The sequence below is a fragment of the Oceanobacillus timonensis genome (genome assembly GCF_900166635.1).
Classification (GTDB): domain Bacteria; phylum Bacillota; class Bacilli; order Bacillales; family Amphibacillaceae; genus Oceanobacillus; species Oceanobacillus timonensis.
This window is the reverse complement of sequence record NZ_LT800497.1, coordinates 3766697-3792047: the sequence shown is the minus strand read 5'-3', so window position 1 is coordinate 3792047 and position 25351 is coordinate 3766697. Positions and strand designations below refer to the sequence as shown.

Below are 25351 nucleotides of genomic sequence, written 5' to 3'. Positions count from 1 at the left end.
CCGGTTTTTTAGGATTATCTGAAGCTTTCTGGATAACTTCCTATATCAATCCCTAAGAACAAAGGAACCAATACATAAACGGTTAGAGTAACTAAAATAATTCCTAGAATATTTAAGGCAAATCCTGCTTTGGCCATCTCTGGAGTACGCAGATAACCGGATCCGAAAACAACGGCATTTGGCGGCGTTGCTACAGGAAGCATAAATGCACAGGATGCAGCTAATGACGCAGCGAACATTAAGACGAACGGGTGCACATCAATGGCTGCTGCCAGTGCTGCCATAATTGGAAACATCATCGTCGCTGTTGCTGTATTGGATGTAATTTCCGTTAAGAAATTAACAAGGGCAGTTACAGCCAGAACAATAATGATGAGATGGACTCCCTGTAATGCTGTTAATTGTTCTCCGAGCCACTCGGATAGTCCAGATGAAGTGAATCCGGCAGCAATAGACAACCCGCCGCCAAATAGGAGCAAAACACCCCAAGGAAGTTTGGCGGCACTGTTCCAGTCAATTAAATGGTCTCCCTTTTTATTCTTGGCAGGAATTAAAAACAAGATAATGGCAGCTGCCAAGGCAATGATAGCGTCATCAATATTCGGATTAAGTTTATCAAGGAAGAACGAACGGGAAATCCAAGCTAATGCCGTTAAAATAAAAATGACAAAAACAGCTTTTTCTTCATAGGACGCAGATCCGAGTTTCTTCTTTTCATCATCGATTATTTTCTTTCCTTCAGGCAATTTTTTCGTTTTTAAAGGAAAAGCAATTTTTGTTAAATAGTACCAGACAATAAAGATAAATATCCATGCAAATGGTACCCCGAATAACATCCATGAAGCAAAAGATAAATTAACCCCGTACATCGTATTCACAGATCCTGCCAATATGGCATTTGGCGGTGTACCAATTAATGTAGCCATGCCACCAAGAGAAGCAGAATATGCGATACCAAGCATCAATGATTTTCCAAATGCAAAGTTCTTTTTGGAAGATTCCACACCGGTTTCTTGCTTGATTGTATCCGAAACCTGGTAAATAATAGCTAATCCAATCGGCACCATCATCATGGCCGTTGCACTATTGGATATCCACATCGATAAAAACCCTGTGGCAACCATAAAACCAAGAACAATGCGATCGGTATTTGTCCCCATCAAAGAGATGATATTAATAGCGATTCTTCTATGTAGATTCCATTTTTCCATCGCCAGTGCCAATACAAAACCGCCCATAAATAAGAAAATGGTGTCGTCTCCATAAGCAGAAGTTGTTTCTCCGAGGTCCAAACCGTTTGTTAAAGGAAATAAAATAATCGGCAGTAATGCTGTGGCTGGAATCGGTATTGCTTCCGTCATCCACCATATAGCAATCCAAATAGTACTGGCTAAAACAGCCTGTCCTTCTCCGGACAGCCCTTCCGGAGAAACGAATAATAAAATAATCAAAAATAATAGCGGACCAGCTATTAGACCTATAAGTTGTACTGGAGAATAAGTGCGCTTTTCTTTATCCCCGTTGCCATTGTTATCTCCGTTTCCGTTACTTCCTCCACTGGCATCATCAGGCTTGCTCCATTTCTTCTGTTCCGTAATGCTTCCTGGTTTAATGAAAAATCGAAACATATCTTTTATCTGATCATGCTTTTCCCAAAGCCAATTCCAAGTAGTGGTAATCATCCTTTTCACTCCTTTATAGTCTAAATCTACTAAAATTGTAAACGTATTCATTATGAAAATCAATGAATACGAAATGACGTTTTGGACTTCTTAAAACATTTGACAAGAGCCTCCATTATAAAAAGAATTTTGATGCTGATTGGACACCAGAAAGAGAATAATTGCTAGGTGTGTAGACAGAAAATACAATCGTTTTTGACCGTGGTTTTTAAGAAAGTGTTCCCTTAAGTAGTAAAGCCAAGCATACAAAAATAAATGCATTTTAATTTGGTGGATGAATTGACAAAATAGAAAGAACAGGCTATTATAAATAAATATATATATATTGTGAAAAATTTCACAAACTATAATGGATCGGTGTCAGCAACAAATAAAATAGAAAGAAGGGATGGATTGTATGTTAGTTAAACTATTGGAACCTTTACATGTGTCAGAGGCGCTTATTGAGAAGTTAGCGGAGCCTATTAGAGAGAAAGGGCATGAATTTGTCTATTATAATCAGAAAACAACGGATTCGGCAGAATTAGCAAAGCGCAGTGAGGGTGCAGATATAATTATGATTGCGAATAATCCTTATCCAGCAGAAGCAATGGAACAGAATGATCAATTACAGTTAATCAATGTTGCTTTTACAGGTGTTGACCATGTAGAAGTCCCCCAGGGTAGTCAACAGAATTTTATGATTTGCAATGCAGCAGGTTATGCGAATCAGGCAGTTGCGGAATTAACAATCGGCCTTACATTGGACTTGTATCGCCATATCACCCGCGGTGACAAAGAAATTCGCGCTGATCATTTCCCGGGATCATTTCAAGGCAGCGAAATCAAAGGAAAAACAGTTGGTCTGATTGGAACGGGGAAGATTGGTATGATGACTGCACGTCTGTTCAACGCATTTGGTGCTAAATTAATTGCTTCAGACAGCGCGCGAAAAAATCCCGAAGCAGCAACCTTAGACATGGAATATATGGAATTAGACCAATTATTAAAACAATCGGATATTGTTTCATTGCATTTGCCGTTACTACCAAGCACCAAAGGACTCATCTCCAAAGAAAAATTAGAACAAATGAAAGAAACTGCTGTTCTAATCAATTGTGCACGAGGACCAATTGTTGATAATGATGCATTGGCCGAAGCGTTAAATACGGAGAAAATTGCTGGAGCAGGTATCGATGTATTTGATATGGAACCGCCTATTTCAAAAGACTATAAACTATTACATGCTAAGAATGTCATCTTAACGCCGCACGTTGGTTTCTTCACTGATGAAGCGATGGAATTACGTGCTAACATTGCATTTGATAATACAATTGCATTCCTCGAAGGCCGACCTCAAAATAGGATTCAAAGATAGCAGCCGATTGTTTTACGGAAACGAGCTGCTGCCTGTTTTGTTTACAAAATATGATGTGAGATATTGGATAATAATGGATGTGGCATTTTAAAAGCTAAAGGAGAAAATACAATGATATTGAAAAAAAGAGAGCGAGAAGATTTTAACAACCGTATTTTCCATTGGCCGGATATTCAAACTTTCCGAGAAGAAGCAGCGACAAAACAGATTTTCTATGAAACATCTCATACTGTGGGAGCTGTGTGGTGTATGCGCCCCGGGCAGACTTTGCCGATTCATTCGCATGAAAATGCCGATGATATTTGGATTATTATCGAAGGAACCGCTGATTTTTATCCGGAGTGTGGGGAAATGGTTCCAATTAAGGCTGGTGATGTGATTGTTGCACGTGCAGGAGAAAAGCATGGAATGACAAATAACTCAGATGAAGATTTCGTCATGATTGGAATAGCAGGGCCAACACCAATAGGTTTTATTCCACATAACCACGAATAATTTTCGTATCCTATTATGAAGTGGATTTGTTGTTTAGATAAAAAGAGTGGGCCTCTACGGAATAGAATCTGTTTTATACTTCTCATAAAAAATCGGTGAGAAGTATTTTTCTGTTGGGAATAAGTGGAGTTTCCTAAAAGACTTTTTAAAATGTGTGAAATGGGAATAATAAAGTATGCGATAAGGAAGCTGAAACGAACCATTTCAATTTGGAAATCGTGTCTTTTGTCTAAAATGTGTAATGTAACATGTGTTTTTGTCAAAATTGGACAATGTTATTTACCCGTTTATAACCTACAATTTAATTAAGAAATCAAATATATACATTATAAAAAAAGGGAGCGTGTCATATCATGGATAAATCAATGAAACATGATCCAAATTATTACAAAAAGATCATTGTGGCATTGTGTTTAGGGTGGGTAGCTATCTGGATATATCGTACAATCCTTACACCAATATATCCACAGATACAAGCATCACTCGGAGATGTCAGCAATACGCAAATGGGACTTGTTGCTTCTGTTTATTTCTTTGCTTATACAGGAATGCAGATTCCTTCAGGAGCACTTGTTGATAAGTTTGGACAGAAAAAGGTGTTAATTCCTGCATTTATCGTTTTTGCTCTAGCCGCAGTTATCATTGGTACGAGTGCAACGATTATGCAAGTATACATCGGTGCTCTGTTAGCGGGACTTTCTACAGGTTCTTATTACGGTGCAGCCTTTTCCTTATCAGCTAAACATACGCCAAAAGATAAGAAAAGCTTTGCTAATGCGATTATAAATAGTGGTTCCGCATTAGGTATGGTTATTGGGTTGATTGGTGCTTCCGTTTTAGTAGGCGGTCTTGAAATTCAATGGAACTATATGCTTTACATGACTGCTATCATTGCGTTGGCTGTAACATTCGTATTTATTTTGTTTATTAAGCAAGATAAAGCAACCGTCGAAGAAGATGGAGAAGCCGAAGATGAACAAGAAGCTGCTCCGGATGTAGGTTCTGCAACAAATGAAGGTTTATTTTCTCTGAAACAATTGGTTATCTATTTTGTTTATTTTGCAACATGTTACGGTTATTACATGATTGTTACCTGGTTACCATCATTCCTTGTTTCCGAAAAAGGATTTGAACAGGGTTCTGTAGGGTATGTATCTGCATTAGTTGCAGTTGCAGCTGTACCAGGTGCCTTGATATTCACAAAATATATCGACAAAAACGCACATCAACGTTTGCCATTAATTTTATTCTTGCTAATTGCAGCAGCGGCAACCATCAGTTTAACTGTATTTGCGCCAAATCCTATCGTGCTTTATATCGCTTTGATTTTATATGGCTTGTTAGGTAAATTGGCAATTGACCCTGTTTTAATCACGTATGTGTCTGATTCTGTACCTGGAGAGAAAGTTGCCAGAGCGTTGACGCTCTTTAACTTCTTCGGTATGAGTTCATCTGTTATTGCTCCAGCATTGACTGGGTATATCGGTGATGTGACTGGATCACAAGTATTGGCATTCTATATTGCGACAATCCTTCTTGCTTTAGCAGCACTGTTATTCTTCTTAGTGGTTATGTTAAGACAGAAAAAAACATTAGCGAACTAAATAAGATGGAAAAATAAAAAAGGAGAACTGTTATCGGTTCTCCTTTTTCATACACTCTAAAAAGTATCATCGCATTTATAAAGGCAATAACTTCCCTGCCTGCCAAGAATTTTATAACATTATTTTCTCTGAGGCGAATAAAGCCAAGCGAATACCCAAAGATGTGTCAGGGGACTCGACAGACTGGCCTAGTATTTCCTCGCATTTTTTAATGCGGTATTTTACGGTATTACGATGAATGAAAATTTCTTCAGATGTCTTTGTCAGATCGCATTGGTTTTCCATATAGACATTTAATGTATCTTTCAATTCTTTTCCTTTTGTTGTTTTTGGATAGGCTAAAGAACCTAGCGTATACATGATAAATGGCTTTAACTTATTCGCCGGGATAAGTTGTAATAATTCCTCTACACTTTTCGATTTATACAACTCTATAAATTCATGCGCGCCTTTTTCATGTTTATTATCATAGGCTTCATTTGCTTCGAAAAAAGATAATGGCAGCTGAGAAAGTTCGGAAACTTCATTACCGATACCAAAGGAAAGTGTGGTATCAAAGAAATGTTGATATTCTTTTTGAATATATTTACAGTATTCGTAATAGTAGTGATGCCCTGTCTGTAACAGAATTGTAAATCGACGCTGTCCGGTTGACATATATATACTGATGGTGGGATCAATGTTATGAAACATATGCGTCAACCATTCAAATGTCATTTGGTATAACTCATTCAAGTAGACACTGTTTTCTACATCCTTGCCTTTATCGATTCCGCAAATGATTACTTGATAGAAGTCAGAAGATTGGATGTGATATTTTTTTAAAAGATCCGTATGCTGTGTCAACGAAATAAGATTATTTGGTTGTTCTGACATCAATGATGAGAAAAAGTGATCTGTATCCCGCTGTTCTGCTTCTTTAATTTTACTATTTTTGTAAATCTCAAGACTTAGTATGTTTACTGCTTGTTCGATTGTCAATAAGCTAATCGGATAGTTGAGCATATTGATATTGGAAATAATTAAATAGTATGGAAAGTATTTAAATGCGGGAACTTTAAATATAGCGTAATCTTCCTGGAAAACAGTTTTATGACTTGCGTTGCTTTGTTCTGAATTCAAATATCTCCTGAAATAATTAAGATTTTTTTGCACTAATTCAGAGTGCTGGTGAAAGTGCTGGCTCACGGATTCTACTTCGTGAAAAGGATTAAGCAGCATGACGGGAACTTTTATAAGCCTGCTTAAGCGTTCAATCATCATATCCAGATTTAATCCCTGAATCAGCATATCATTTAATTCCTGCTGCGTATCTAATGCAAAATGTAATTTTTCCGTTTCTTCATCCAGGATAAATGACGATATATGGTGCGTGATCGAGCCGAGGTTCCAGCTTTCCGGGATTTCGATGATTGGGAATTGTATTTTGTTAGCAAACGCGATAACTTCATCATCTAATTTTTTTAAAAATCGGGATAATTTGATGCCTAAACCCGCAACTTGTATATCATTCAATTCACGGATAAGACTGATAAGTCCGGATTGATTATCTTTATAATTCATCCCAGTTGTTACAATAAATGAATGCGGCGTGGTAAAATCCCTGATATCGGGTGTTTCTGTAATATCAACCATTTCTACCGTCCGTTCGAGATCACCTTGCTCATTCAGCAATGTTAAATCTGAAAATTGAAGTACAGATAATATATCTTTTAACGTTGTCATAAAAACTGCCTCCTCAACTTTGTTCGAAAAAGATAAAATGAAAATGAAATATGTCAGATGCGACAAGGTTAACCTGCTTCCTTGATAGTACACTATCGTTGAAGGTTATTATACGTATAGTCCTCTAATTGAAAATATTAAAGGAGAATTATTATGCTTGAACAAGGCCAAGGTACGCAACGTGATCCTTCATTTTTTGAAAAGCGTGGCTATAATAAGGATATCATGCCGAAGTCCGTTGAACAAAGAAATACATCTGCATTTAACTTCTTTACATTGTGGATGGGTGCTGTGCATAATATTCCGAATTATACGGCAGTAGGCGGATTTTTACTTCTGGGACTATCACCGTTTCAAGTAATGATTTCTCTTGTTATAAGTTCCTTTATTATTGCCTTATTACTTGTTGTCAATGGCTACGCCGGTTCAAAATACGGTATTCCATTTGCTATGCATTTAAGGCACACTTATGGTGATATTGGTGCCAAACTGCCAGGTGTTTTACGTGGTGTTGTGGCCGGAATTGCCTGGTTTGGATTACAAACGTTTGCCGGATCACAAGCTTTATTGATTTTGATAAATAAACTATTTCCCGGGTTTAGTGAGATTGGGAATGGTACGACCATTTTAGGTATTACGATCCCTGGGTTAATTGCCTTTTTGTTATTTTGGGCTGTTAACTTTGCCATCGGAATTGGTGGCGGGGATACATTAAATAAATTTACTGCTATCTTAAATCCAATGATTTATATTGTTTTTGGAGGAATGGCGATTTGGGGAGTAAACGCCGGCGGTGGACTCGGTAATATCATGAGCTATGAATTAACTGCAGATGGCGGTATTTTATATCCGACCATTTTAGCATTTATTTTGGTGTTTAACTCCTTGCTTGGCGTTTGGGCTGCTCCGGGAGCAAGCGTTTCCGATTTTACACAAAAAGCGAAATCGACCAGAACACAGATTATCGGACAAATTTCCGGTATTGTTGTTGCTCACGCTTTATTTGCTTTTTCAAGTGTAACCATTTTAATTGGCGGATCGATTTACCTGGGACAGCAGGAGTGGAATATACTGAACATTATCAACCAGTGGGATAGTACTTGGACGATTTTCTTTGCGACAGCAGTTCTTCTGTTGACAACCATCTCGACCAATGCAACAAGTAACATTATTCCTGCAGCTTATCAATTAAGCGCATTATTTCCAAAGAAAATTAATTACTACCGCGGTGTATGGATTGCATCCATTGCAAGTATTGTCATTATGCCGTGGAAAATGATGGAGAACAGCGATAGTATCTTTCTGTTTTTAAATATGATTGGTGCGATCCTCGGACCGGTTGCAGGAGTTATGATTGTCCATTTCTTCTTTATCTCGAAATGCCGGATGGACCTTGATGAACTATACTTTGACATGAACAGCAATGAAAAGCCGAAAGTGCGCATCAATATACAAGCTTATATTGCAACCATCGTTGGGGTGGCTGTTTCCTTATTAGGTTTTATCCCAGGGTTCCAGGCTATTTTAGATTTTTCATGGTTTATTGGCTTTTTTGTAGCAGGTATTTTACTCTTATTATTAAATACGCTTAAAAAATAGAGGAGGAAATTTCCAATGAATTTTGATGCAATTATCAAAAACGGATTTGTCATTCTGGAAAATGGAGAACAAGAAGTCGAAGTAGGAATGAAAGACGGTAAAATTGCGGCAATCGGTAATGATTTAGGTACAGATGGAAAAATAATTGATGCAAAGGGAGCTATTGTAGCGCCAGGTATGGTTGATGCGCATGTGCATATCACGGAACCGGGCGGCGGCTATCGAGATGAATGGGAAGGGTATGATACAGGAACCCGTGCCTCTGCTAAAGGCGGTGTCACAACGATCATTGAAATGCCTTTAAATCAAGTGCCGGCTACAGTTGATAGGGAGTCCATCCAGAAAAAGTATGAAGCCGGGGAAGGAAAATTATCTGTCGATGTTGCCAGTTATGGCGGATTAGTACCATTTAATTTAAATGGCGGTATTCAAGAATTAGATGAAAATGGCGTTGTTGCTTATAAATGTTTCCTAGGATCATGCGGTGATCGTTCGATACAAGGCGACTTCATGAACGTAGATGATTATTCTCTGTATGAAGGTATGAAACAAATTGCAAAAACAGGTAAAATATTATCGGTTCATGCTGAAAATGCTCCAATTACAGACAAATTGGGAGAAATAGCAGCTGAAAATGGGGAAACTTCTTTACGTGCTTATGTAGATTCCCGTCCTGTATTTACGGAAGTAGAACCAATCAGAAAAATCATTTTGTTTGCTAAAGAAACAGGGTGTCGTGTACACATTGTTCATGTAGCTTGTGAAGAAGGGGTCAATGAAATTGTAAAAGCGCAGCAGGAAGGTGTTGATATCACTTGTGAAACCTGTACGCATTATTTATATTTTTACAAAGAAGAATTGGACGATATCGGCCCTGTTGTAAAATGCTCTCCGCCAATTCGTGAGCACTCACGTCTAGAAGGAATGTGGCATCGAGTATTTAACGGAGACATTTCATTTGTTACATCAGATCATTCACCCTGCACACCAGATTTAAAAGATACTGATAATGCATTTGAAGCTTGGGGAGGTATCTCCGGGGTACAAAACAATGTGGATGTTTTATTTGATGAAGCGGTACAAAAGCGTCATATGTCTTTAAGCCAATTTGCAGACATTATTGCTGCGAATCCTGCGAAACGTTTTAACCTGGAAACGAAAGGAAGTATCACCGTAGGAAAAGATGCGGACTTCGTATTTATCAAGAAAAATGCTCCATACGAAGTAAAAGCGGAGGACTTGGCCTATCGAAACAAAATCAGCCCATATGTCGGCCGTGAAATTGGTGTACAGGTAGTAAAAACGATTCTTCGCGGCATTGAAATTTATGATCAGGAAAAAGGAATTACCGATGAAAAAACAGGGAAATTCCTGATTTGATTCAAGGAAAATAAGCTACTGCTAAGTTTTAAATTAAGAATCTGATAAACAGGGAGGGGGAGTGGCATTAGCAATGTTGTCAGGTTAAGCCGACCGCTACGGAAAAACACTACGCTTTCAGCGGGCTTGAGCTCAGCCTCCTCGGTAAAGGAGACTTAGCGATTGGCAAGCCGAAAGGCGCAGACAGAGCTAAAGTCGCTCTTATGCCCCGCGGGTAAAAAAAGAAGTTCGCTTTTTTCCTGCGGGGTCTTCCCACTGGGACTGCGCTTACTCGTCCCACCGAAGACATTTGCGCTTTCCCGCAGGAGTCTCCGTGTTTTTCCTGCGCTAGATAGTTTCATTACTATCTACCTGTATCGAATATAATTTTTATAAAATTCATTAACCTGACAACATTGGTGCCATTAGCTCCCTCCCCCCATTCTTTTCATGAATATTCTTTTTACAGAAAAGTCATCTCTGTTCTAATCAGCGAGGTGATAAGCTTTTCTGATTTAGTTATTTAAACTTCTGCCATCCTCTGAGGATGGCAGAAGTTTTTAATTTAATACTATTTGTGAAATATTTCGCAAGCGAAAAGAAAAGAATAGCGGATATGAAAACCAATCAAACATGGAAAGTTCTCAAGCTGTCCGTCAAAAGAATCACAGTCAACTAAAATACGTATAGAAGGAAATGATGACGATGTGGTATCAACAATACAATCCATTTGGAAATGAAATAGCTAGTGGAATCATTGATTTTTTTGCCCATTCTTTTATTTTTGTTGAGTTTAACCATCTTTAAATGAAAAGGCGTTTATGCGGCCGCTTTAACTTTAGGTGTCACCCTTATTATTACAGTGAGCATTTATAAAATGCCAATCAACAAAGCTTTTGGGGCAATCCTGCTTGGTACAGGGAATGCATTGTGGCCGAGCGGTTATATTATTATCATGGCTGTGTGGTTATACAATATTTTTGTTAAAGCAGGGAAATTTGGTATTGTACGTGGCAGCATTGTGAATATTTCTGAAGACCAGCGACTTCAATTACTGCTGATGGCAGCCAATACAGCAGGAGGAAGCATGGCGAAGTTGATTTCGCCACAGTCGATCGCGATTGCGGCGGCAGCTGTTAATCAAATTGGGAAAGAGTCTAATATATTTAAATATACATTAAAATACAGTTTGGAATTGCTTCTGCTCGTATGTTTTTTGACCTTTGTTTTATCCTTTATGTTGGCATGAAAAAACAGGTTAGAAAAGTCAAAAATGGGGAAGTTATTATGTAAGAATGGAATACATCATACCGGGGATTGACTGCGTATAGAATGTTCGTATGTTTAGACAATGCACCCCGGACATAATCAACTTCAACAAATTTTGACACACTGTGGAAAGTGTTTCTGTTTTGGTAGTTAAAATGGATTATATCCTTCGTGTTGAATGGTGGTGTTAATGGAGCGAGTGATTGCTGAACGAATGAAACGATGCGGATAAGCAAACATTTCTGATGTGTTGCCCTGTGTACGATACTTTACGAAAATATGCATTTGTTGATAGTGCATAAAACAAACGCCCAGAATTGTTGTTTATGTCAATGATTGGTTTTGATTAGGATTTTATAATGGGAATAGATAAGAAAAGGGAGTGAACAAGGAATGGATATTCAATCAACCTTTGAAGCGTTAGACAAGAAATTTACAAGTTTTGGCGGGTTGGAACAAGGCGGTATTACTCGTCTATTGTATTCAACCGAGTGGAATGATGCGGTTCGCGAATTGGAATCAACTTTTAAAGAAGAAGGCTTGGAAGTAAATTTCGATGATGTCGGAAACTTAACTGGACGCCTTGCAGGGAGTAAGTATCCGGAAGAAACCATCTTAACAGGTTCACACATTGATACGGTTGTCGAAGGTGGCCACCTAGATGGACAATTCGGTATTTTATCAGCATTGATTGCAGTGAAATACTTGAAAGAAAAATACGGTCAGCCGTTGCGTTCATTGGAAGTATTATCGCTTGCAGAAGAAGAAGGAAGCCGTTTTCCGTATGCATTTTGGGGAAGCAAAAACTTCTTTCATTTAGCTGATAAAGCGGACGTCGAAACGATAGCAGATGCAGAAGGAATTAAATTCGAAGACGCTATGCGTGAATCCGGTTTTGATTATCGTCAAACAGATAAAGTTCGTGATGATATTAAAGCATTTGTGGAAGTGCATATTGAACAAGGAAAAGTCTTGGAAACGGAAAATAAAACCATTGGTGTCGTAAATGGGATTTTCGGCCAAAAACGCTATACAATCAATTTAAAAGGCGAAGCAAACCATGCAGGTACAACACCAATGTCACTACGTAAAGACACAGTTGTTGCATATAGTGAAATCGTAAATGACTTAACAAAACGGGCAAGAGAAATCGGGGAACCGCTTGTATTAACGTTTGGCCATGTCACTCCTGTTCCAAACACGGTAAACGTTGTTCCCGGGGAAATCACTTTTTCCGTAGATACCCGTCATATTGATCAACAGACGTTGAATGATTTTGCAAAAGAAATTGAAGCCAAAATTCAATCTGTAGCAGAAGCAAATGATATGTCTTATGACATTAATTTGTGGATGGATGAAGCACCAACATTAATGGATGAAAAAATTATCAATACAATCGAACAGGCTGCTAAGGATAATGTAGGGGATGCCTATAAAGTGATGCCTTCTGGAGCTGGCCACGATTCACAAATTTTTGCAGATTTTGTTCCGACAGCAATGCTGTTTGTTCCTTCCATTGATGGTGTCAGCCATAACACAAATGAGGAAACGGAAGTAAAAGATCTCGTGAAGGGAATTGAAGTACTGAAAGATGTACTGTATGAATTAGCTTATAAAGAATAATTATTATAGGTACGAGTTCAAAAAGTCTGATAAAAGGACCAAGAAGTTCAAGTCAATGCAGAAATTCGCCGTGTCATTTTTATTGGTCTTTTTGAACATCATCTAAAAAGGAGCTAGATACACTTGAGTTATTTGAATCATAATCAAGGATATAGAGAAGGTTTATTAGAAACACGTTCTGTCATCAAAAAAGACAATTATGCGGTAATCACGCCTGATGGTCTGGTTAATAATGTGGTGCCAGGTTTTGAAGATTGTGACGTAACTATTTTAGGATCACCGCGTTTAGGTGCAAGATTCGTTGACTATCTGGTAACTGTTAAAAACCAAGGCGGAAATAAAACTGGTTTTGCCGGTGACGGTGTACAATCATTTGTCTATGTTGAATATGGCAAAATCAACGCATATGCAGACGGTAAAAAATATGAATTAACACAAGGCGGTTATTTATATGTACCTCCGCATTTACAATTAACTTTTGAAAATAATAATAATGGTGAGGATAGCCGTTTATTTTTATACAAAAAACGCTATCAGCCGCTTGAAGGATATACTCCGGAAATCGTTGTTAACAATGTGAATGATATAAAGCAAGAAGCTTATGAAGGTATGAAAGAAGTATTAATTCAAGACTTATTGCCAAAAGAACTTGCATACGACATGAATATTCATATTCTTTCATTTAAACCTGGAGCTTCCCATGGTTATATTGAAACTCACGTTCAGGAACATGGAGCTTATGTATTAAGCGGCCGTGGAATGTACAACTTAGACAATGAATGGATGCCGGTTGATAAAGGCGATTATATTTTCATGGGTGCTTATGCACCACAGGCAACTTATGCGATTGGCTTGGATGAACCATTTGCATATATTTACTCAAAAGATGCCAACAGAGATATTAATATATAAAAAGGGGTAAGTTTAATGACTGAACCATTAGTGTATGTAGAACGTGATCGCCTCCGGACGCTAATGAAAGATAAATTAGTGAAAGCTGGGTTACCTGAGAAGCAGGCAGATAAAACAGCAGACTTACTCATTTTTGCAGATGAACGGGGTATTCACTCTCATGGTGCAGTAAGAATGCAATACTATTCAGAGCGCATATCAAAAGGTGGATATAACCTGAATCCGGATTTGAAATTTGAACAAACTGGTCCGGCATCCGGTATTTATTACGGAGATAATGCGTCGGGGCATTATGTAAGCTATGAAGCGACAAAAAAAGCCATTGAATTGGCAAAAACATCCGGCATCGGGGTCGTAGGTGTCAAAGAAATAGGGCATAGCGGTGCTATTGGTTATTATGCACGCCAAGCAGCCTTAGAAGGCATGGTGTCATTAACTGTATGCCAATCTGACCCTATGGTAGTGCCGTTTGGCGGCTCTGAACCGTATTTCGGGACAAACCCGATTGCTTTTGGAGCTCCTAGAAAAGATGATGAGCCAATCATCTTTGATATGGCGACAACCGTACAAGCCTGGGGAAAAATTTTAGATGCAAGAAGTAAACACAAACCGATTCCTGATACATGGGCAGTAGATGAAAATGGTGCACCTGCAACAGATCCGTTTAAGGTGAACGCATTATTGCCGGTGGCAGGACCAAAAGGATATGGATTAATGATGATGGTTGATATTCTGGCTGGAAGCTTACTTGGATTGCCGTTTGGTAAACATGTTACTTCCATGTATAAGGACTTAACAGAGTATCGCCGTTTGGGACAATTTCAAATTGTCATTAATCCGGAGTATTTTGGAGGCAAAGAGCAATTCCTTGAAAATATATCCCAAATGGTTGAAGAATTGCATGCGAACCCGCCTGCTGAAGGATTTGATAAAGTGTATTACCCAGGTGAAATTCAAAATGATGTAATGAAGCAGTATCAAGAAAGTGGTATTCCGGTTACAAAGGATATTTTTGATTATTTAGAGTCTGATAAGATTTACTAATCATTTTGATGAAAGGGAGTAGTCAGATGCGTGTAACGAAGCAGGAACTGTTTGATTTAATGAAGCAAAAATTGATAAAAGCTGGATTAAATGAAGAAGCAGCGCATGATGTTTCGGATGTATTGACTTTTGCCGATTATCGGGGCATACATTCTCATGGTGCTGTACGCGTGGAATACTACGCAGAACGAATTGCAAAAGGCGGTATTACAGCAAATCCGAATTACACGTTTGAACAAACAGGGCCGGCATCTGCCGTTTTTGAGGGAGACAACGGACCGGGTCACCAGGCGGCAAAACAGGCGATGGAAAAAGCGATTGAGATGGCGGAATCAACTGGCGTTGCTGTCGTTGGAATGAAGCATATTTCACACAGTGGTGCTCTGGGCTATTTTGTTGAAATGGCCGCAGAAAAAAACATGGTTGGTTTAAGTATGTGTCAATCCGATCCAATGGTAGTGCCGTTTGGAGGGACAGAGCCGTATTTTGGCACGAACCCGATTGCATTCAGTGCACCGTCTTCTGACGAACGCATGATTACATTTGACATGGCTACAACGGTTCAGGCCTGGGGAAAAGTATTGGATGCAAGAAGTAAAGATGCATCCATTCCGGACACTTGGGCGGTAGATGCATCTGGCGCACCGACAACGAATGCAAGAGATGTGCACGCCCTTGTTCCCATTGCCGGACCAAAAGGATACGGATTGATGATGATGGTGGATATTTTATCAGGCAGCCTGCTCGGCGCGCCTCATGGTGTCCATGTATCCTCGATGTATCAAGACTTGGCCAAAGGCAGGGACTTAGGCCAAATTCACATCGTAATCAATCCGGCATATTTCACCGATTTAGATGCTTTTAAGAAACAGGTTTCCACAATGCTTGATGAATTAAAAGCACAGCCGGCAGCAGAAGGCTATGGTGAAATTTTTTATCCGGGCGAGCGTGCTCGATTAAGAAGTGCAAAGTATGAAAAAGATGGTATTGATATCGTGGATGATATTTACAATTATCTGGTATCAGATGATATTCATTACGATCGGTACCATGGGAAAAATAGATTTGCAGAATAATTCAAATGGAGGAACATTATGTTATATACAATTATAAAAGAAAACACGTATCAGGATTCTATTGTGTTAATGCTTTTATCAAACAAATTATCTGCAATGGATGGCGTAAACAAAGTATCCATCATGATGGGGACACCAGCTAACAAAGACATTTTCAAATCATCAGGTTTGGGCACAGATGAGTTAGAAAACGCAAACCCGAATGATATTGCCATTGTTGTAGATACAGACCAAGAAGAGAAAGCGGCTGAGGTAGAAGCAGAAGTTGACGCAGAATTAAAAGGTGATTCATCTTCACAAGAAGCATCAAAAGATCAGGAAGCACTGAACTGGAAACGTGCGATGGAACTTGCTAATAATCCAAATTTAGCATTAATCTCCATTCCTGGACAATATGCAGCATTAGAAGCTGAAAATGCGCTGAATGAAGGACTTCATGCCTTTATCTTCAGTGATAACGTGCCTAAAGAAGATGAAGTAAGATTAAAACAGAAAGCACATGAAAAAGGCCTATTGGTAATGGGACCAGACTGTGGTACCGGAATTATTCACGGTCTTCCGCTTGCTTTTACCAATATCGTAAAAGAAGGAGATATCGGCGTTGTCGGTGCTTCTGGAACAGGAATTCAAGAAGTGACAACCATCGTTGACCGTTACGGTAAAGGAGTAACAAATGCTATCGGAACAGGCGGCCGCGATTTATCAACAGAAGTTGGAGCAATTACGGTTTTAGACGGTATCAAAGCGTTGAATGAAGATCCGAAAGTAAATGTGATTACCGTTATTTCTAAGCCACCTGCAGAAGAAGTGCAGCAAAAAGTGTTAAACGTGTTAAGAAACATTGACAAGCCCGTTGTTACACTATTCTTAGGTGACAAGCCTGCTTTCCAAGAAGAAAATATTTATCATGCTTATACACTGGAAGAAGCAGCAGTTGCGTCTGTTCAATTATCTAATGGTGAAAAACCAAACTTTGAACCGAAATTGGTGGAAGATATCAACGTATCTTTAAAAGATTCACAAGTCGGTATCAAAGGTTATTATTCCGGCGGAACATTGGCATCTGAAGCAGCGATGTTATTGAAAGAAGCATTCAAAGATGAAGTTCCTGAGGAAAAGAAAGAAGCTTATATTCTAAAAACCAAGCATCATGAAATTATTGACTTGGGTGATGATATTTATACGCAAGGCAGACCGCATCCGATGATTGATCCGGAAAAACGTATCGAGATGCTTGAGACATCTGGAAATGATCCGGAAACAGCAGTTATCATGCTTGATAATGTGATCGGCTACGGCAGTCATGACGATATGGCGAATGAATTAGCACCGACGATTAAACGAGTACTTGAAAATGCAAAAGAAGATGGGCGTGAGCTTGCAGTACTTGCAACAGTGGTAGGTACAGAGCAAGACCCTCAAGGTTATCAAAAACAAATTGATACGCTAAAAGAAAGTGGCGCTATCCTTTGTGAAACGAATGATCAAATGGTTCGTACAGCGATCAGCCTTGTAGGCGGTAAAGCAGAACAACCGGTACTTGATGTGCAAAAAGTAGAGCATACACCAGTTGATTTATCCGTAGACGAAAAAATTATGTCCTTAATCAATTCCAACCCTAGTGTTATCAATATTGGGCTGAAAAGCTTCACAGAAGCAGTGAAGGAAAGCGGATCTGAGTGTGTTCAATTTAACTGGCGTCCAATTGCCGGCGGTGATGAGAAGTTAATGAAAGTAATTCAATTTCTAAACTATTATGAAGGAGATACATCTAATGGGTTACAAAACAATTAATGAAGCAAATGAAGCTGTTATCCAGAAGATCGTAGCAGCTGCACCATTCTTAACGGATGTAGTGCCTGCTAAATCTGTTATTCCTGAATTGGAAGAGCATGTGCTGCTGCACGCAGGACCTCCAATTAAGTATGAAAATATGACAGATCCGATGCAAGGTTCTTGTATCGGAGCGATCCTTTTTGAAGGATGGGCAGAAGACGAAGAAGGAGCACGTGAACTGCTGGAAAATGATAAGATTACGTTTATTCCATGTCATCATGTGAATACCGTAGGACCAATGGGCGGTATCACTTCTCCTAACATGCCAGTACTTGTTGTTGTGAACAAGGAGTCTGGAAATGAAGCGTATTGCCAAATGAATGAAGGCATCGGTGCTGTATTGCGCTTTGGTGCTTATAACGATCAAGTAATTAACCGTCTGCACTGGATGAAAGATGTGCTAGGTCCAGTATTAAGTAAAGCATTGAAAACCATGGAAGGCGGCTTAAACGTGAATGTCCTGATTGCGAAATCTATCGCAATGGGAGATGAGTTCCACCAACGTAATATTGCAGCGTCATTGGCATTTTTAAAAGAAGTGACACCAGCTATTTCAGCTTTAGACGATGTTTCAGAAGAAAAAAGAACTGAAGTCATTCAATTCTTAGCTGATACGGATCAATTTTTCTTAAATATTGCGATGGCAACTGGGAAATCCATGATGGATGCGGCAGCAACCATTGAACATGGTACCGTGGTTACAGCATTATGCCGTAACGGTGAAAACTTTGGAATTCGTATTGCGGGTATGGGAGATGAATGGTTTACTGCTCCTGTTAATACACCGCAAGGATTATATTTCACTGGTTATTCAGCAGAAGATGCGAACACAGATATTGGTGACTCCGCGATTACAGAAACAATCGGCGTTGGCGGTGTAGCAATGATTGCTGCTCCTGCAGTAACACGGTTTGTTGGTTCAGGTGGATTTAACGATGCGCTTGAAACAAGTAATCAAATGACAGAAATTTATATTGGTGAAAACCCGAACTTTGCTATTCCAACTTGGGATTTCAAAGGGGCATGCTTAGGTCTTGATGCAAGAAAAGTTGTTGAAACAGGTATTACACCGGTTATCAATACTGGTATTGCGCATAAAGTTGCTGGATTCGGACAAATTGGTGCCGGTACGGTTAACCCGCCAATTGAATGTTTTGAAAAAGCAATTACAGCATATGCTGAAAAATTAGGTTTTACAGAATGATTTTAGAGGCGAGTGCGATTGGTTCAATCGCACTCCAACTCTTGAATGAGGGGAAAAAGTTCACGGTTCATAGTATTTTTAAAAAAGGATTGAATATTGTTGACTCTAACGGTGAATTGATATTCCTTGGTACGGATGAAAACGGGACTTTTCCATTTGGAATTTTACTGAATCCACAAACGAAGCAAACGGTGAAAGCAAGTATTGAAATTGGAGATACCTTCCTAGTCCGCAATAAACATCTTTCCCACAACCGCTTTGACATCACGTTTCATTATGCAAAGGTACTTCCGTTACATACGGATTTCGAGTGTGCCAATATAAATAAATTACAAGAAAATATGCAGCAAATTTCATTTCAGTCGTATGAAAATACGGATTTTGAATTAAAATATGTGTCAGCGTTGATCCAAAAATTACAGGATTCTTCAGAGAAACTGGAAGATGATTTCAGGTACTTTATCGGGCGCGGCCAAGGATTAACCCCAACAGGTGACGATATACTGGTTGGTATATTGTATGGCCATTTTCTCAACCCCTTTATTGCACCCAATCATCTTGAAACGTTGGGAAAACTGATACAAGAACCTTTAACAACGATTGTCAGCCAACGTTTTATAACTTGTGCGCTACAAGGTTTATTTAGTTCAAAAATCACAAATTTACAATATGATTCATCTTTGAAAAGTTTGAACAGCCTGATAGAAGTAGGCTCTTCTTCTGGGAAAGATACATTATACGGAATTTGCATGGCTTTAAATAAGGAGTGAAAATATGGGTGAAAACGTCGTTATTGCATTAGGTGGTAATGCAATTTTACAACCGAATCAAGAAGCAACCTATAATAATCAATTAGACAATGTGGTATCAGCAACAGGTCACATGATCGAAATCAGAGAAGCAGGACACAATATTGTTATTACACATGGGAATGGTCCACAAGTAGGTAATATCATCGTGCAGAATGAAGCTGCGAAAGATACGGTTCCAGCATTTCCAATCGATGTGTGTAATGCCGAATCCCAAGGATTTATCGGCTATATGCTGGAACAATCGCTAAAAAATCATATCAGCAAGCGCCAGATCAGTGCCAATGTGGCTACATTATTAACAATGGTAGAAGTGGACAAGAATGATAAAGCATTCCAAAATCCAACGAAACCAATCGGCGTATTCTTCTCAGAAGAAGAAGCAAAGCAAATGGAAGCAAAAGGCTATACCATGACAGAAGATGCAGGCCGCGGGTATAGAAGAGTTGTTCCTTCTCCAGAGCCAAAAGTAATACATGGCATTGACGAAATTCGCCAGTTAATTGATGAGACGATTGTTATCTCCTCTGGCGGCGGCGGTATCCCTATCTATCGCGATGAACAAGACCAAATCCACGGTGTAGAAGCAGTTATTGACAAAGACCGTTCCGGATTAAAACTTGCTCAACAGGTAGATGCAGATGTTTTCATGATGCTGACAGATGTACCGAATGTGTATATCAATTTCGGAAAAGAAAATGAACAAAAACTGAGCCAGGTTACGATTGAGGAAGCAGAACAATATGTAGCGGAAGATCAATTCCCTGCTGGAAGTATGCTTCCAAAAATTCAAGCAGGAATAGAAATGGCGAAATTAGGTAAAGAAGCGATTATCTGTTCATTGGATCAGGCAGTAGATGCTTTAGAAGGTAAAGCTGGTACACGTATCACAAAATAAGACAGTTAGAGTGGGAGGAAGCAACATATCCTCCCTCTTTTTATAATGATGAAGGAAACTACATATGGAATCACGTAAACACCCAGTCTGATTGAGCAAGCTGGGTGTTTCTTAGATGAAAATAATTTACTTTTAATGGAGATAAGGGTAATCTTAATTCATGCCGTTCATAAAAAATGATTTATTTTTAGTTGAATTAGCCAAAAATTCATATTTAATTCTACAATTATGTTCATGTTTTTCAGAAGCGTTTGTTTTAAAATAAGATTATCATTTGTATATGTGTATCCCATTACAGAATGAAAAGTAAATAAAATCTGATGAAAAAATGAAAAGCAGTGCTCATAGGTTCACATGATGATACTGCCTGGAAACGTAAAAAATAATACAGAACCTTATTGTTATATATATTCCTGTTGCCGTTCATGGTCTTTATGCACATAGCATGTTGCTTGAAATGAATGGATATGCGTACATTTGTAGATTAGGAAATGTATTGTTTAAGAAAAATGATAATAATTGTGAAAGAGTGGACAGACTATGAAAAGGTGCTGAAAATGGGCAAGCCATAGCTGTCTTGAAAAAAGATAATGTTCTATATAAAGGTATGAAATGAATGAGCTTTATGAGGAGGACGAGAGAATGAATAGTTACCCAGAAATGAATACCCCATTACGAACAATTATGACACCAGGGCCGGTTGAGGTGGACCCAAGAGTATTGCGTGTGATGAGCACACCAATTCTTGGACAATTTGATCCAGCTTTTACACAGATGATGAATGAAACGATGGAAATGCTAAGAGATGTTTTTCAAACGAAAAATAAATGGGCTTTCCCGGTAGATGGCACATCCCGTTCTGGAATCGAGGCTTTATTAAGCAGTGTCATTGAACCAGGGGATAAAGTGCTCGTTCCTATTTATGGGAGATTCGGCCATTTACTAACTGAAATTGCTGAAAGAAATAAAGCAGAAGTTCACACCATCCATTGTGAATGGGGAGAGGTTTTTGATCAGGAAGTAATCATTGAAGAAATGAAAAAAATAAAGCCTAAAGTGCTTGCTGTCGTACATGGAGAAACCTCTACAGGGTGTATGCAGCCGTTGGATCAAGTTGGACCAGCGTGCCGGGAAGCGGACGTATTATGTATCGTAGACGCTGTTGCGACAATTGGCGGAACACCGGTAAAAGTAGATGAATGGCAACTGGATGCGGTCATTGGCGGGACGCAAAAATGTCTGTCCGTTCCTTCTGGTATGGCACCAATCACATATAATGAACGTATTGAACGTATCCTTTCATCCCGCAAAAAGGTTGAAAAAGGGATTGCAACAGCTGATGATAATGTTGAAACACGTGAACCGATTCAAAGTAATTATTTTGATTTAAGTCAGTTACAGGATTATTGGGGACCTAGAAGACTGAACCATCATACAGAAGCAACTACGATGCTGTACGGATTACGGGAAGGCGTAAGAATTGTTTTACAGGAAGGGCTGTCCGCTCGGTTTGAACGTCATAAACTGCATGAAAAGGCGCTTATGGAAGGAATAAAAGCCATGGGGCTGGAGCTGTTTAATGATGTTGGCTGGAAACTGCCGATGGTAACTTGTATAAAAATTCCAGATGGTATTGATGGGGATTCTGTCAGAAGAATACTTCTTGAACAATTTGGAATTGAAATCGCAAGTTCCTTTGGTCCTTTACATGGGAAAATATGGCGTATCGGTACGATGGGATACAGCTGCCGGAAAGAAAATGTACTATTTGTTATTTCGGCAATGGAAGGTGTATTAATCCGTCATGGAGTACAGGTGAATGCTGGAAAAGGACTGCAAGCTGCACTTGACGTATACGAGTCTGCCGAGTAATGAAGCTGCGTAAAGATGCGAAAAATGATAGAAAGATTAAATTTAAACTGAAAGAACAGTCTGCAACAGGATTATTGCAGACTGTTCTTTTTAATATGCGAGGAAATTATGAAGCTAATAACGAACCTACTTTCCAAATCAGTTTTTCATTTTCTTGGAAAAAGAAAAACAATTCCTATACTGGTAGGCATGGTGCCCGCCTATTACGATGACAACGTTTATATACGTTCTTGTTCAGATGTGGTAGAATAACAATAGTGCATAATGGGATTTTATGTGCGTACTGGCATGAAAATGATGTCTAAATATAGAACATTGTTGAATTTCTTTCACAGTATAGGAAAATATAAAATTTAGCCAAGAAGTACGTTAACTGCAAAAAATGACAACCAACATGTTGATAAACCAAAAATATTTAAGCAAAAAATTACATATTATCTGTTTACGGAGTATGAAGCATAGACGTAAGCGTATAAATTGGCTTTCCATGTAAATGAAGGAGGATAAAATGTCTGAGCAGAAAGAATCTGAAAATAATCTGAATCCCGATAAACCAAAGAAAAAAAAGTTTACCATGCCTCATATCTATGTTATCCTGTTTACCTTTATCGTCCTGGCATCTATTGCCACTTACTTTATTCCTGCCGGGATGTATGACAGGGTTCCTGGACCAGAGGGAAGGGAAACCATTGATCCCAATTCTTTTCAAAGTGTCGAACAGTCACCAATTGGAATCATTGATTTTATGACTGCTATCCCTAGAGGATTAATTGAAGCTGGAGAAATTGTTTTCTTTACTTTTATTATAGGCGGTTTATTTGCAGTCATTAAAAAGACAGGGCTTATTGAAATTGGAGTAGATAAGCTGACTAGAAGGTTTTCAAGTAACAGTATTATGGTTATTCCGGTTTTATTTATCTTATTTGCAACAATATGCGGTTTAATCGGAACACAGGAGCTGAGCCTGGTGTATGTTCCTGTTATGCTGCCTTTAATGATTGCATTGGGATACGATTCCATTGTTGCTGCAGGTCTTGCTTTGATAGGTACGGCCGCTGGATTTACGACCGGCTTTCTTAACCCGGTGAACACAGGACTGGGCCAAAAAATATCCGGCTTACCGGTTTTTTCAGGCATAGAACTGCGGTTAATCGCTTTTGTGGTATTTGTTGTTATCGGATTGACTTATCTTATCCGTTATGCACAAAAAGTGAAGAAAAATCCAAAAGCCAGTCTGGTATATGAAGACGATGCAGATAAGAGGGAACAATACCTGGAAAAATCAGAAACAGGGAGTCCGCGTAAAGCTACCATCAGGCAAAAAATTGCGTCTGTGTTTATTTTGGTGTTCTTTTGTCTGTTAATATACGGCGTAGTGACGCAAGGATGGTTTATGATCGAAATGGCCGGGTTATTTATTCTCATGGGCGTTGTCGTTGGCAGAATCTCCGGATTAAATTTTACAGAAATCTGTGAGGGTTTCAATGATGGCTTTCGAGAAGTATTAATCGGCGCGTTTATTATTGGTGTTGCCCGAGCGGTTGCTGTCGTCATGGAAGATGGTATGGTAATGGATACTATTGTGAATAGTCTCGGCAGCCTTGTCGGCGAACTGCCATCTGTTTTTGGGGCAATTGGTATGGCAGTTGTGCAAATGCTGTTTAATTTCCTTGTGCCTTCCGGAAGTGGACAAGCTCTAGTGACCATGCCGATTATGGCACCTTTATCAGACTTGATTGGAGTGACACGTCAGACAGCTGTATTAGCTTATCAGTTTGGAGACGGGATTGGAAATCTGTTATACCCTACTTCTGGTTATTTTATGGCGACCATCGCTTTAGCTGGCGTATCATGGGAGAAATGGGTTCGATTTTATTTGCCGCTGTTCTTTATGTGGTTTGGAGCTGCGGTAGTCATTTTAATCATCGCTCAAGTCATGCAGTGGTCTTGATCATATAATCTGGCGAGCATTTATTCTTCGGAGGAAAACAAAGGCTTTGCCGGCCAGTGTAGGATGAACAGCAATACAGAAAAAGACAGGAAGCACGCTGTAAAGGTGTCTTCCTGTCTTTTTCTATACCTGAAGCAAGTTATATATTGAAAGATATAATAAGAAATCAATCAAGCTGCTGCTTCAGAAATTGAATCACTTTTTCAAATGCCTCGATAACTTGCGGATCTTCCATATCTTGATCGAATGAGTGTTTTCCGCCGGATATTGTAATCAGTTGATTAACCACTCCTGCTTCATCCAATACTTGTTTCATATGAACGGATTCTTGATATGGTACATCTTCATCCGCATCGCCATGTAATAATAAAGTCGGGGGATAGTTACTGTCTGCGAGACGGGCAGGACAGTATGCATTTAAGGAAGCTAGATCTTCTTTGGAACTTTTGCCCGTTACATAATCAATCCATTTTCCCTGCTGCCGGCAAAATAGATAGATGGCGTACCTTTTTTCAATTGGCGAACCAGCGATTTCCTTATCCATAATCAGCTGTTTGGCAAGCATTTCCGGAGCAGCAGGCATTTTTGTAAAATGTGGACTAGGCTCTGTATACCAGTCACCAGTGATGTCTCCGTAACCATAGAAGGAAACAATTGCCTTTGGCCGATTTTGGAGTGTCCCGGACATTAATGCCAGATAAGCACCAGCAGAAGAGCCGATGACAGCAATATTTTCTTTATCAAAGTCACATTGTTGGCTTCCTTCTTCTACGAGCCATCCAATCGCATCGCGTATATCTTCTACAATTTCCGGTAATTTCGTTTCCGGGGCCAGTCGATAGTCGATGGAAAATACGTGAAACCCGGCGTTGGTGTACAACTCAATCTGTTTTTTATCCAAATCATCTCTGGTGCCCCAAATTAAACCGCCGCCATGAATATACATGAGCAGCGGCGCTTGTTTTTCTGTCGTTTCATGCAATGTTCCATTTATTTCACATTCACGGCTTACTTTATACGTATATGTTTTCATGTT

General features: G+C 39.2%; 19 protein-coding genes and 2 pseudogenes. 18 read left to right on the top strand and 3 right to left on the bottom strand.

All coding sequences use genetic code 11. From position 1 onward, the window contains the following. Window positions 1-14: 14 nt before the first annotated feature. Entirely contained in the window at window positions 15-1682 is a 1668-nt protein-coding gene (locus B7E05_RS18730) for an SLC13 family permease (RefSeq protein ID WP_080875630.1), read from the bottom strand. 397 nt (window positions 1683-2079) lie between these two features. On the opposite strand from B7E05_RS18730, the gene B7E05_RS18725 reads away from it, so the two are divergent. The 3 genes from B7E05_RS18725 to B7E05_RS18715 all read left to right on the top strand — a co-directional run bounded on the left by B7E05_RS18725 (window position 2080) and on the right by B7E05_RS18715 (window position 5138). Next, window positions 2080-3039 (top strand): 2-hydroxyacid dehydrogenase, encoded by a 960-nt coding sequence (locus tag B7E05_RS18725; RefSeq protein ID WP_080875629.1) that lies wholly within the window; start codon window positions 2080-2082, stop codon window positions 3037-3039. 111 nt (window positions 3040-3150) lie between these two features. Beyond that, window positions 3151-3534 carry a cupin domain-containing protein gene (locus tag B7E05_RS18720; protein WP_080875628.1) on the top strand — a complete coding sequence of 128 codons (384 nt, stop codon included), beginning with the start codon at window positions 3151-3153 and terminating at the stop codon, window positions 3532-3534. A 353-nt stretch (window positions 3535-3887) separates the two neighbouring features. Continuing rightward, window positions 3888-5138, top strand: a complete 1251-nt coding sequence (locus tag B7E05_RS18715; RefSeq protein WP_080875627.1) for an MFS transporter — start codon at window positions 3888-3890, stop codon at window positions 5136-5138. A gap of 111 nt (window positions 5139-5249) precedes the next feature. Here B7E05_RS18715 and B7E05_RS18710 read toward each other — a convergent pair whose 3' ends face one another. After that, on the bottom strand, window positions 5250-6863 hold the full coding sequence (locus B7E05_RS18710) for a PucR family transcriptional regulator (RefSeq protein WP_080875626.1): 1614 nt from the start codon (window positions 6861-6863) through the stop codon (window positions 5250-5252). Between the two features lie 153 nt (window positions 6864-7016). Here B7E05_RS18710 and allW point away from each other — a divergent pair, with 153 nt between their 5' ends. The 15 genes and pseudogenes from allW (at window position 7017) to B7E05_RS18640 (ending at window position 24315) form a co-directional block, all read left to right on the top strand. Next, window positions 7017-8462 carry an allantoin permease gene (gene allW, locus B7E05_RS18705; RefSeq protein ID WP_080875625.1) on the top strand — a complete coding sequence of 482 codons (1446 nt, stop codon included), beginning with the start codon at window positions 7017-7019 and terminating at the stop codon, window positions 8460-8462. A 15-nt stretch (window positions 8463-8477) separates the two neighbouring features. Next, the gene (allB, locus tag B7E05_RS18700; RefSeq protein ID WP_080875624.1) at window positions 8478-9842 is read left to right on the top strand and encodes an allantoinase AllB; all 1365 of its coding nucleotides are present in this window, start codon (window positions 8478-8480) and stop codon (window positions 9840-9842) included. Window positions 9843-10644: 802 nt separating this feature from the next. Then, window positions 10645-10875, top strand: a pseudogene (locus tag B7E05_RS22715) (L-lactate permease); the annotation flags it as partial. Continuing rightward, window positions 10876-11070 (top strand): annotated as a pseudogene (locus B7E05_RS22710) (L-lactate permease); the annotation flags it as partial. A gap of 413 nt (window positions 11071-11483) precedes the next feature. After that, window positions 11484-12713: an allantoate deiminase gene (gene allC / locus B7E05_RS18690; RefSeq protein ID WP_080875622.1), complete on the top strand. Its 1230-nt coding sequence runs from the start codon at window positions 11484-11486 to the stop codon at window positions 12711-12713. A 123-nt stretch (window positions 12714-12836) separates the two neighbouring features. Further along, window positions 12837-13625 carry a (S)-ureidoglycine aminohydrolase gene (allE, locus tag B7E05_RS18685; protein WP_080875621.1) on the top strand — a complete coding sequence of 263 codons (789 nt, stop codon included), beginning with the start codon at window positions 12837-12839 and terminating at the stop codon, window positions 13623-13625. A 15-nt stretch (window positions 13626-13640) separates the two neighbouring features. Continuing rightward, the gene (allD, locus tag B7E05_RS18680; RefSeq protein WP_080875620.1) at window positions 13641-14669 is read left to right on the top strand and encodes an ureidoglycolate dehydrogenase; all 1029 of its coding nucleotides are present in this window, start codon (window positions 13641-13643) and stop codon (window positions 14667-14669) included. 26 nt (window positions 14670-14695) lie between these two features. Then, complete coding sequence (allD, locus tag B7E05_RS18675) at window positions 14696-15745, top strand: ureidoglycolate dehydrogenase (RefSeq protein WP_080875619.1); 1050 nt, start codon at window positions 14696-14698, stop codon at window positions 15743-15745. Window positions 15746-15763: 18 nt separating this feature from the next. Continuing rightward, window positions 15764-17539, top strand: a complete 1776-nt coding sequence (locus B7E05_RS18670) for an acyl-CoA synthetase FdrA (protein WP_080875618.1) — start codon at window positions 15764-15766, stop codon at window positions 17537-17539. Next, window positions 17520-18785 carry a YlbE family protein gene (locus tag B7E05_RS18665; RefSeq protein ID WP_080875617.1) on the top strand — a complete coding sequence of 422 codons (1266 nt, stop codon included), beginning with the start codon at window positions 17520-17522 and terminating at the stop codon, window positions 18783-18785. Before B7E05_RS18670 ends, B7E05_RS18665 begins: the two co-directional genes overlap by 20 nt. Then, the gene (locus tag B7E05_RS18660; protein ID WP_080875616.1) at window positions 18782-19555 is read left to right on the top strand and encodes an oxamate carbamoyltransferase subunit AllH family protein; all 774 of its coding nucleotides are present in this window, start codon (window positions 18782-18784) and stop codon (window positions 19553-19555) included. Before B7E05_RS18665 ends, B7E05_RS18660 begins: the two co-directional genes overlap by 4 nt. Window positions 19556-19559: 4 nt before the next feature. Next, window positions 19560-20492, top strand: a complete 933-nt coding sequence (gene arcC, locus B7E05_RS18655; protein ID WP_080875615.1) for a carbamate kinase — start codon at window positions 19560-19562, stop codon at window positions 20490-20492. 642 nt (window positions 20493-21134) lie between these two features. Continuing rightward, on the top strand, window positions 21135-22364 hold the full coding sequence (locus B7E05_RS18650) for a pyridoxal-phosphate-dependent aminotransferase family protein (RefSeq protein ID WP_080875614.1): 1230 nt from the start codon (window positions 21135-21137) through the stop codon (window positions 22362-22364). Further along, complete coding sequence (locus B7E05_RS18645; RefSeq protein ID WP_080875613.1) at window positions 22364-22576, top strand: hypothetical protein; 213 nt, start codon at window positions 22364-22366, stop codon at window positions 22574-22576. Before B7E05_RS18650 ends, B7E05_RS18645 begins: the two co-directional genes overlap by 1 nt. 296 nt (window positions 22577-22872) lie before the next feature. Beyond that, window positions 22873-24315 carry a YfcC family protein gene (locus tag B7E05_RS18640; protein ID WP_080875612.1) on the top strand — a complete coding sequence of 481 codons (1443 nt, stop codon included), beginning with the start codon at window positions 22873-22875 and terminating at the stop codon, window positions 24313-24315. A 166-nt stretch (window positions 24316-24481) separates the two neighbouring features. Here the strand turns inward: B7E05_RS18640 and B7E05_RS18635 are convergent, their stop codons facing one another. Further along, window positions 24482-25348, bottom strand: a complete 867-nt coding sequence (locus B7E05_RS18635; RefSeq protein ID WP_080875611.1) for an alpha/beta hydrolase — start codon at window positions 25346-25348, stop codon at window positions 24482-24484. Window positions 25349-25351: the final 3 nt, after the last annotated feature.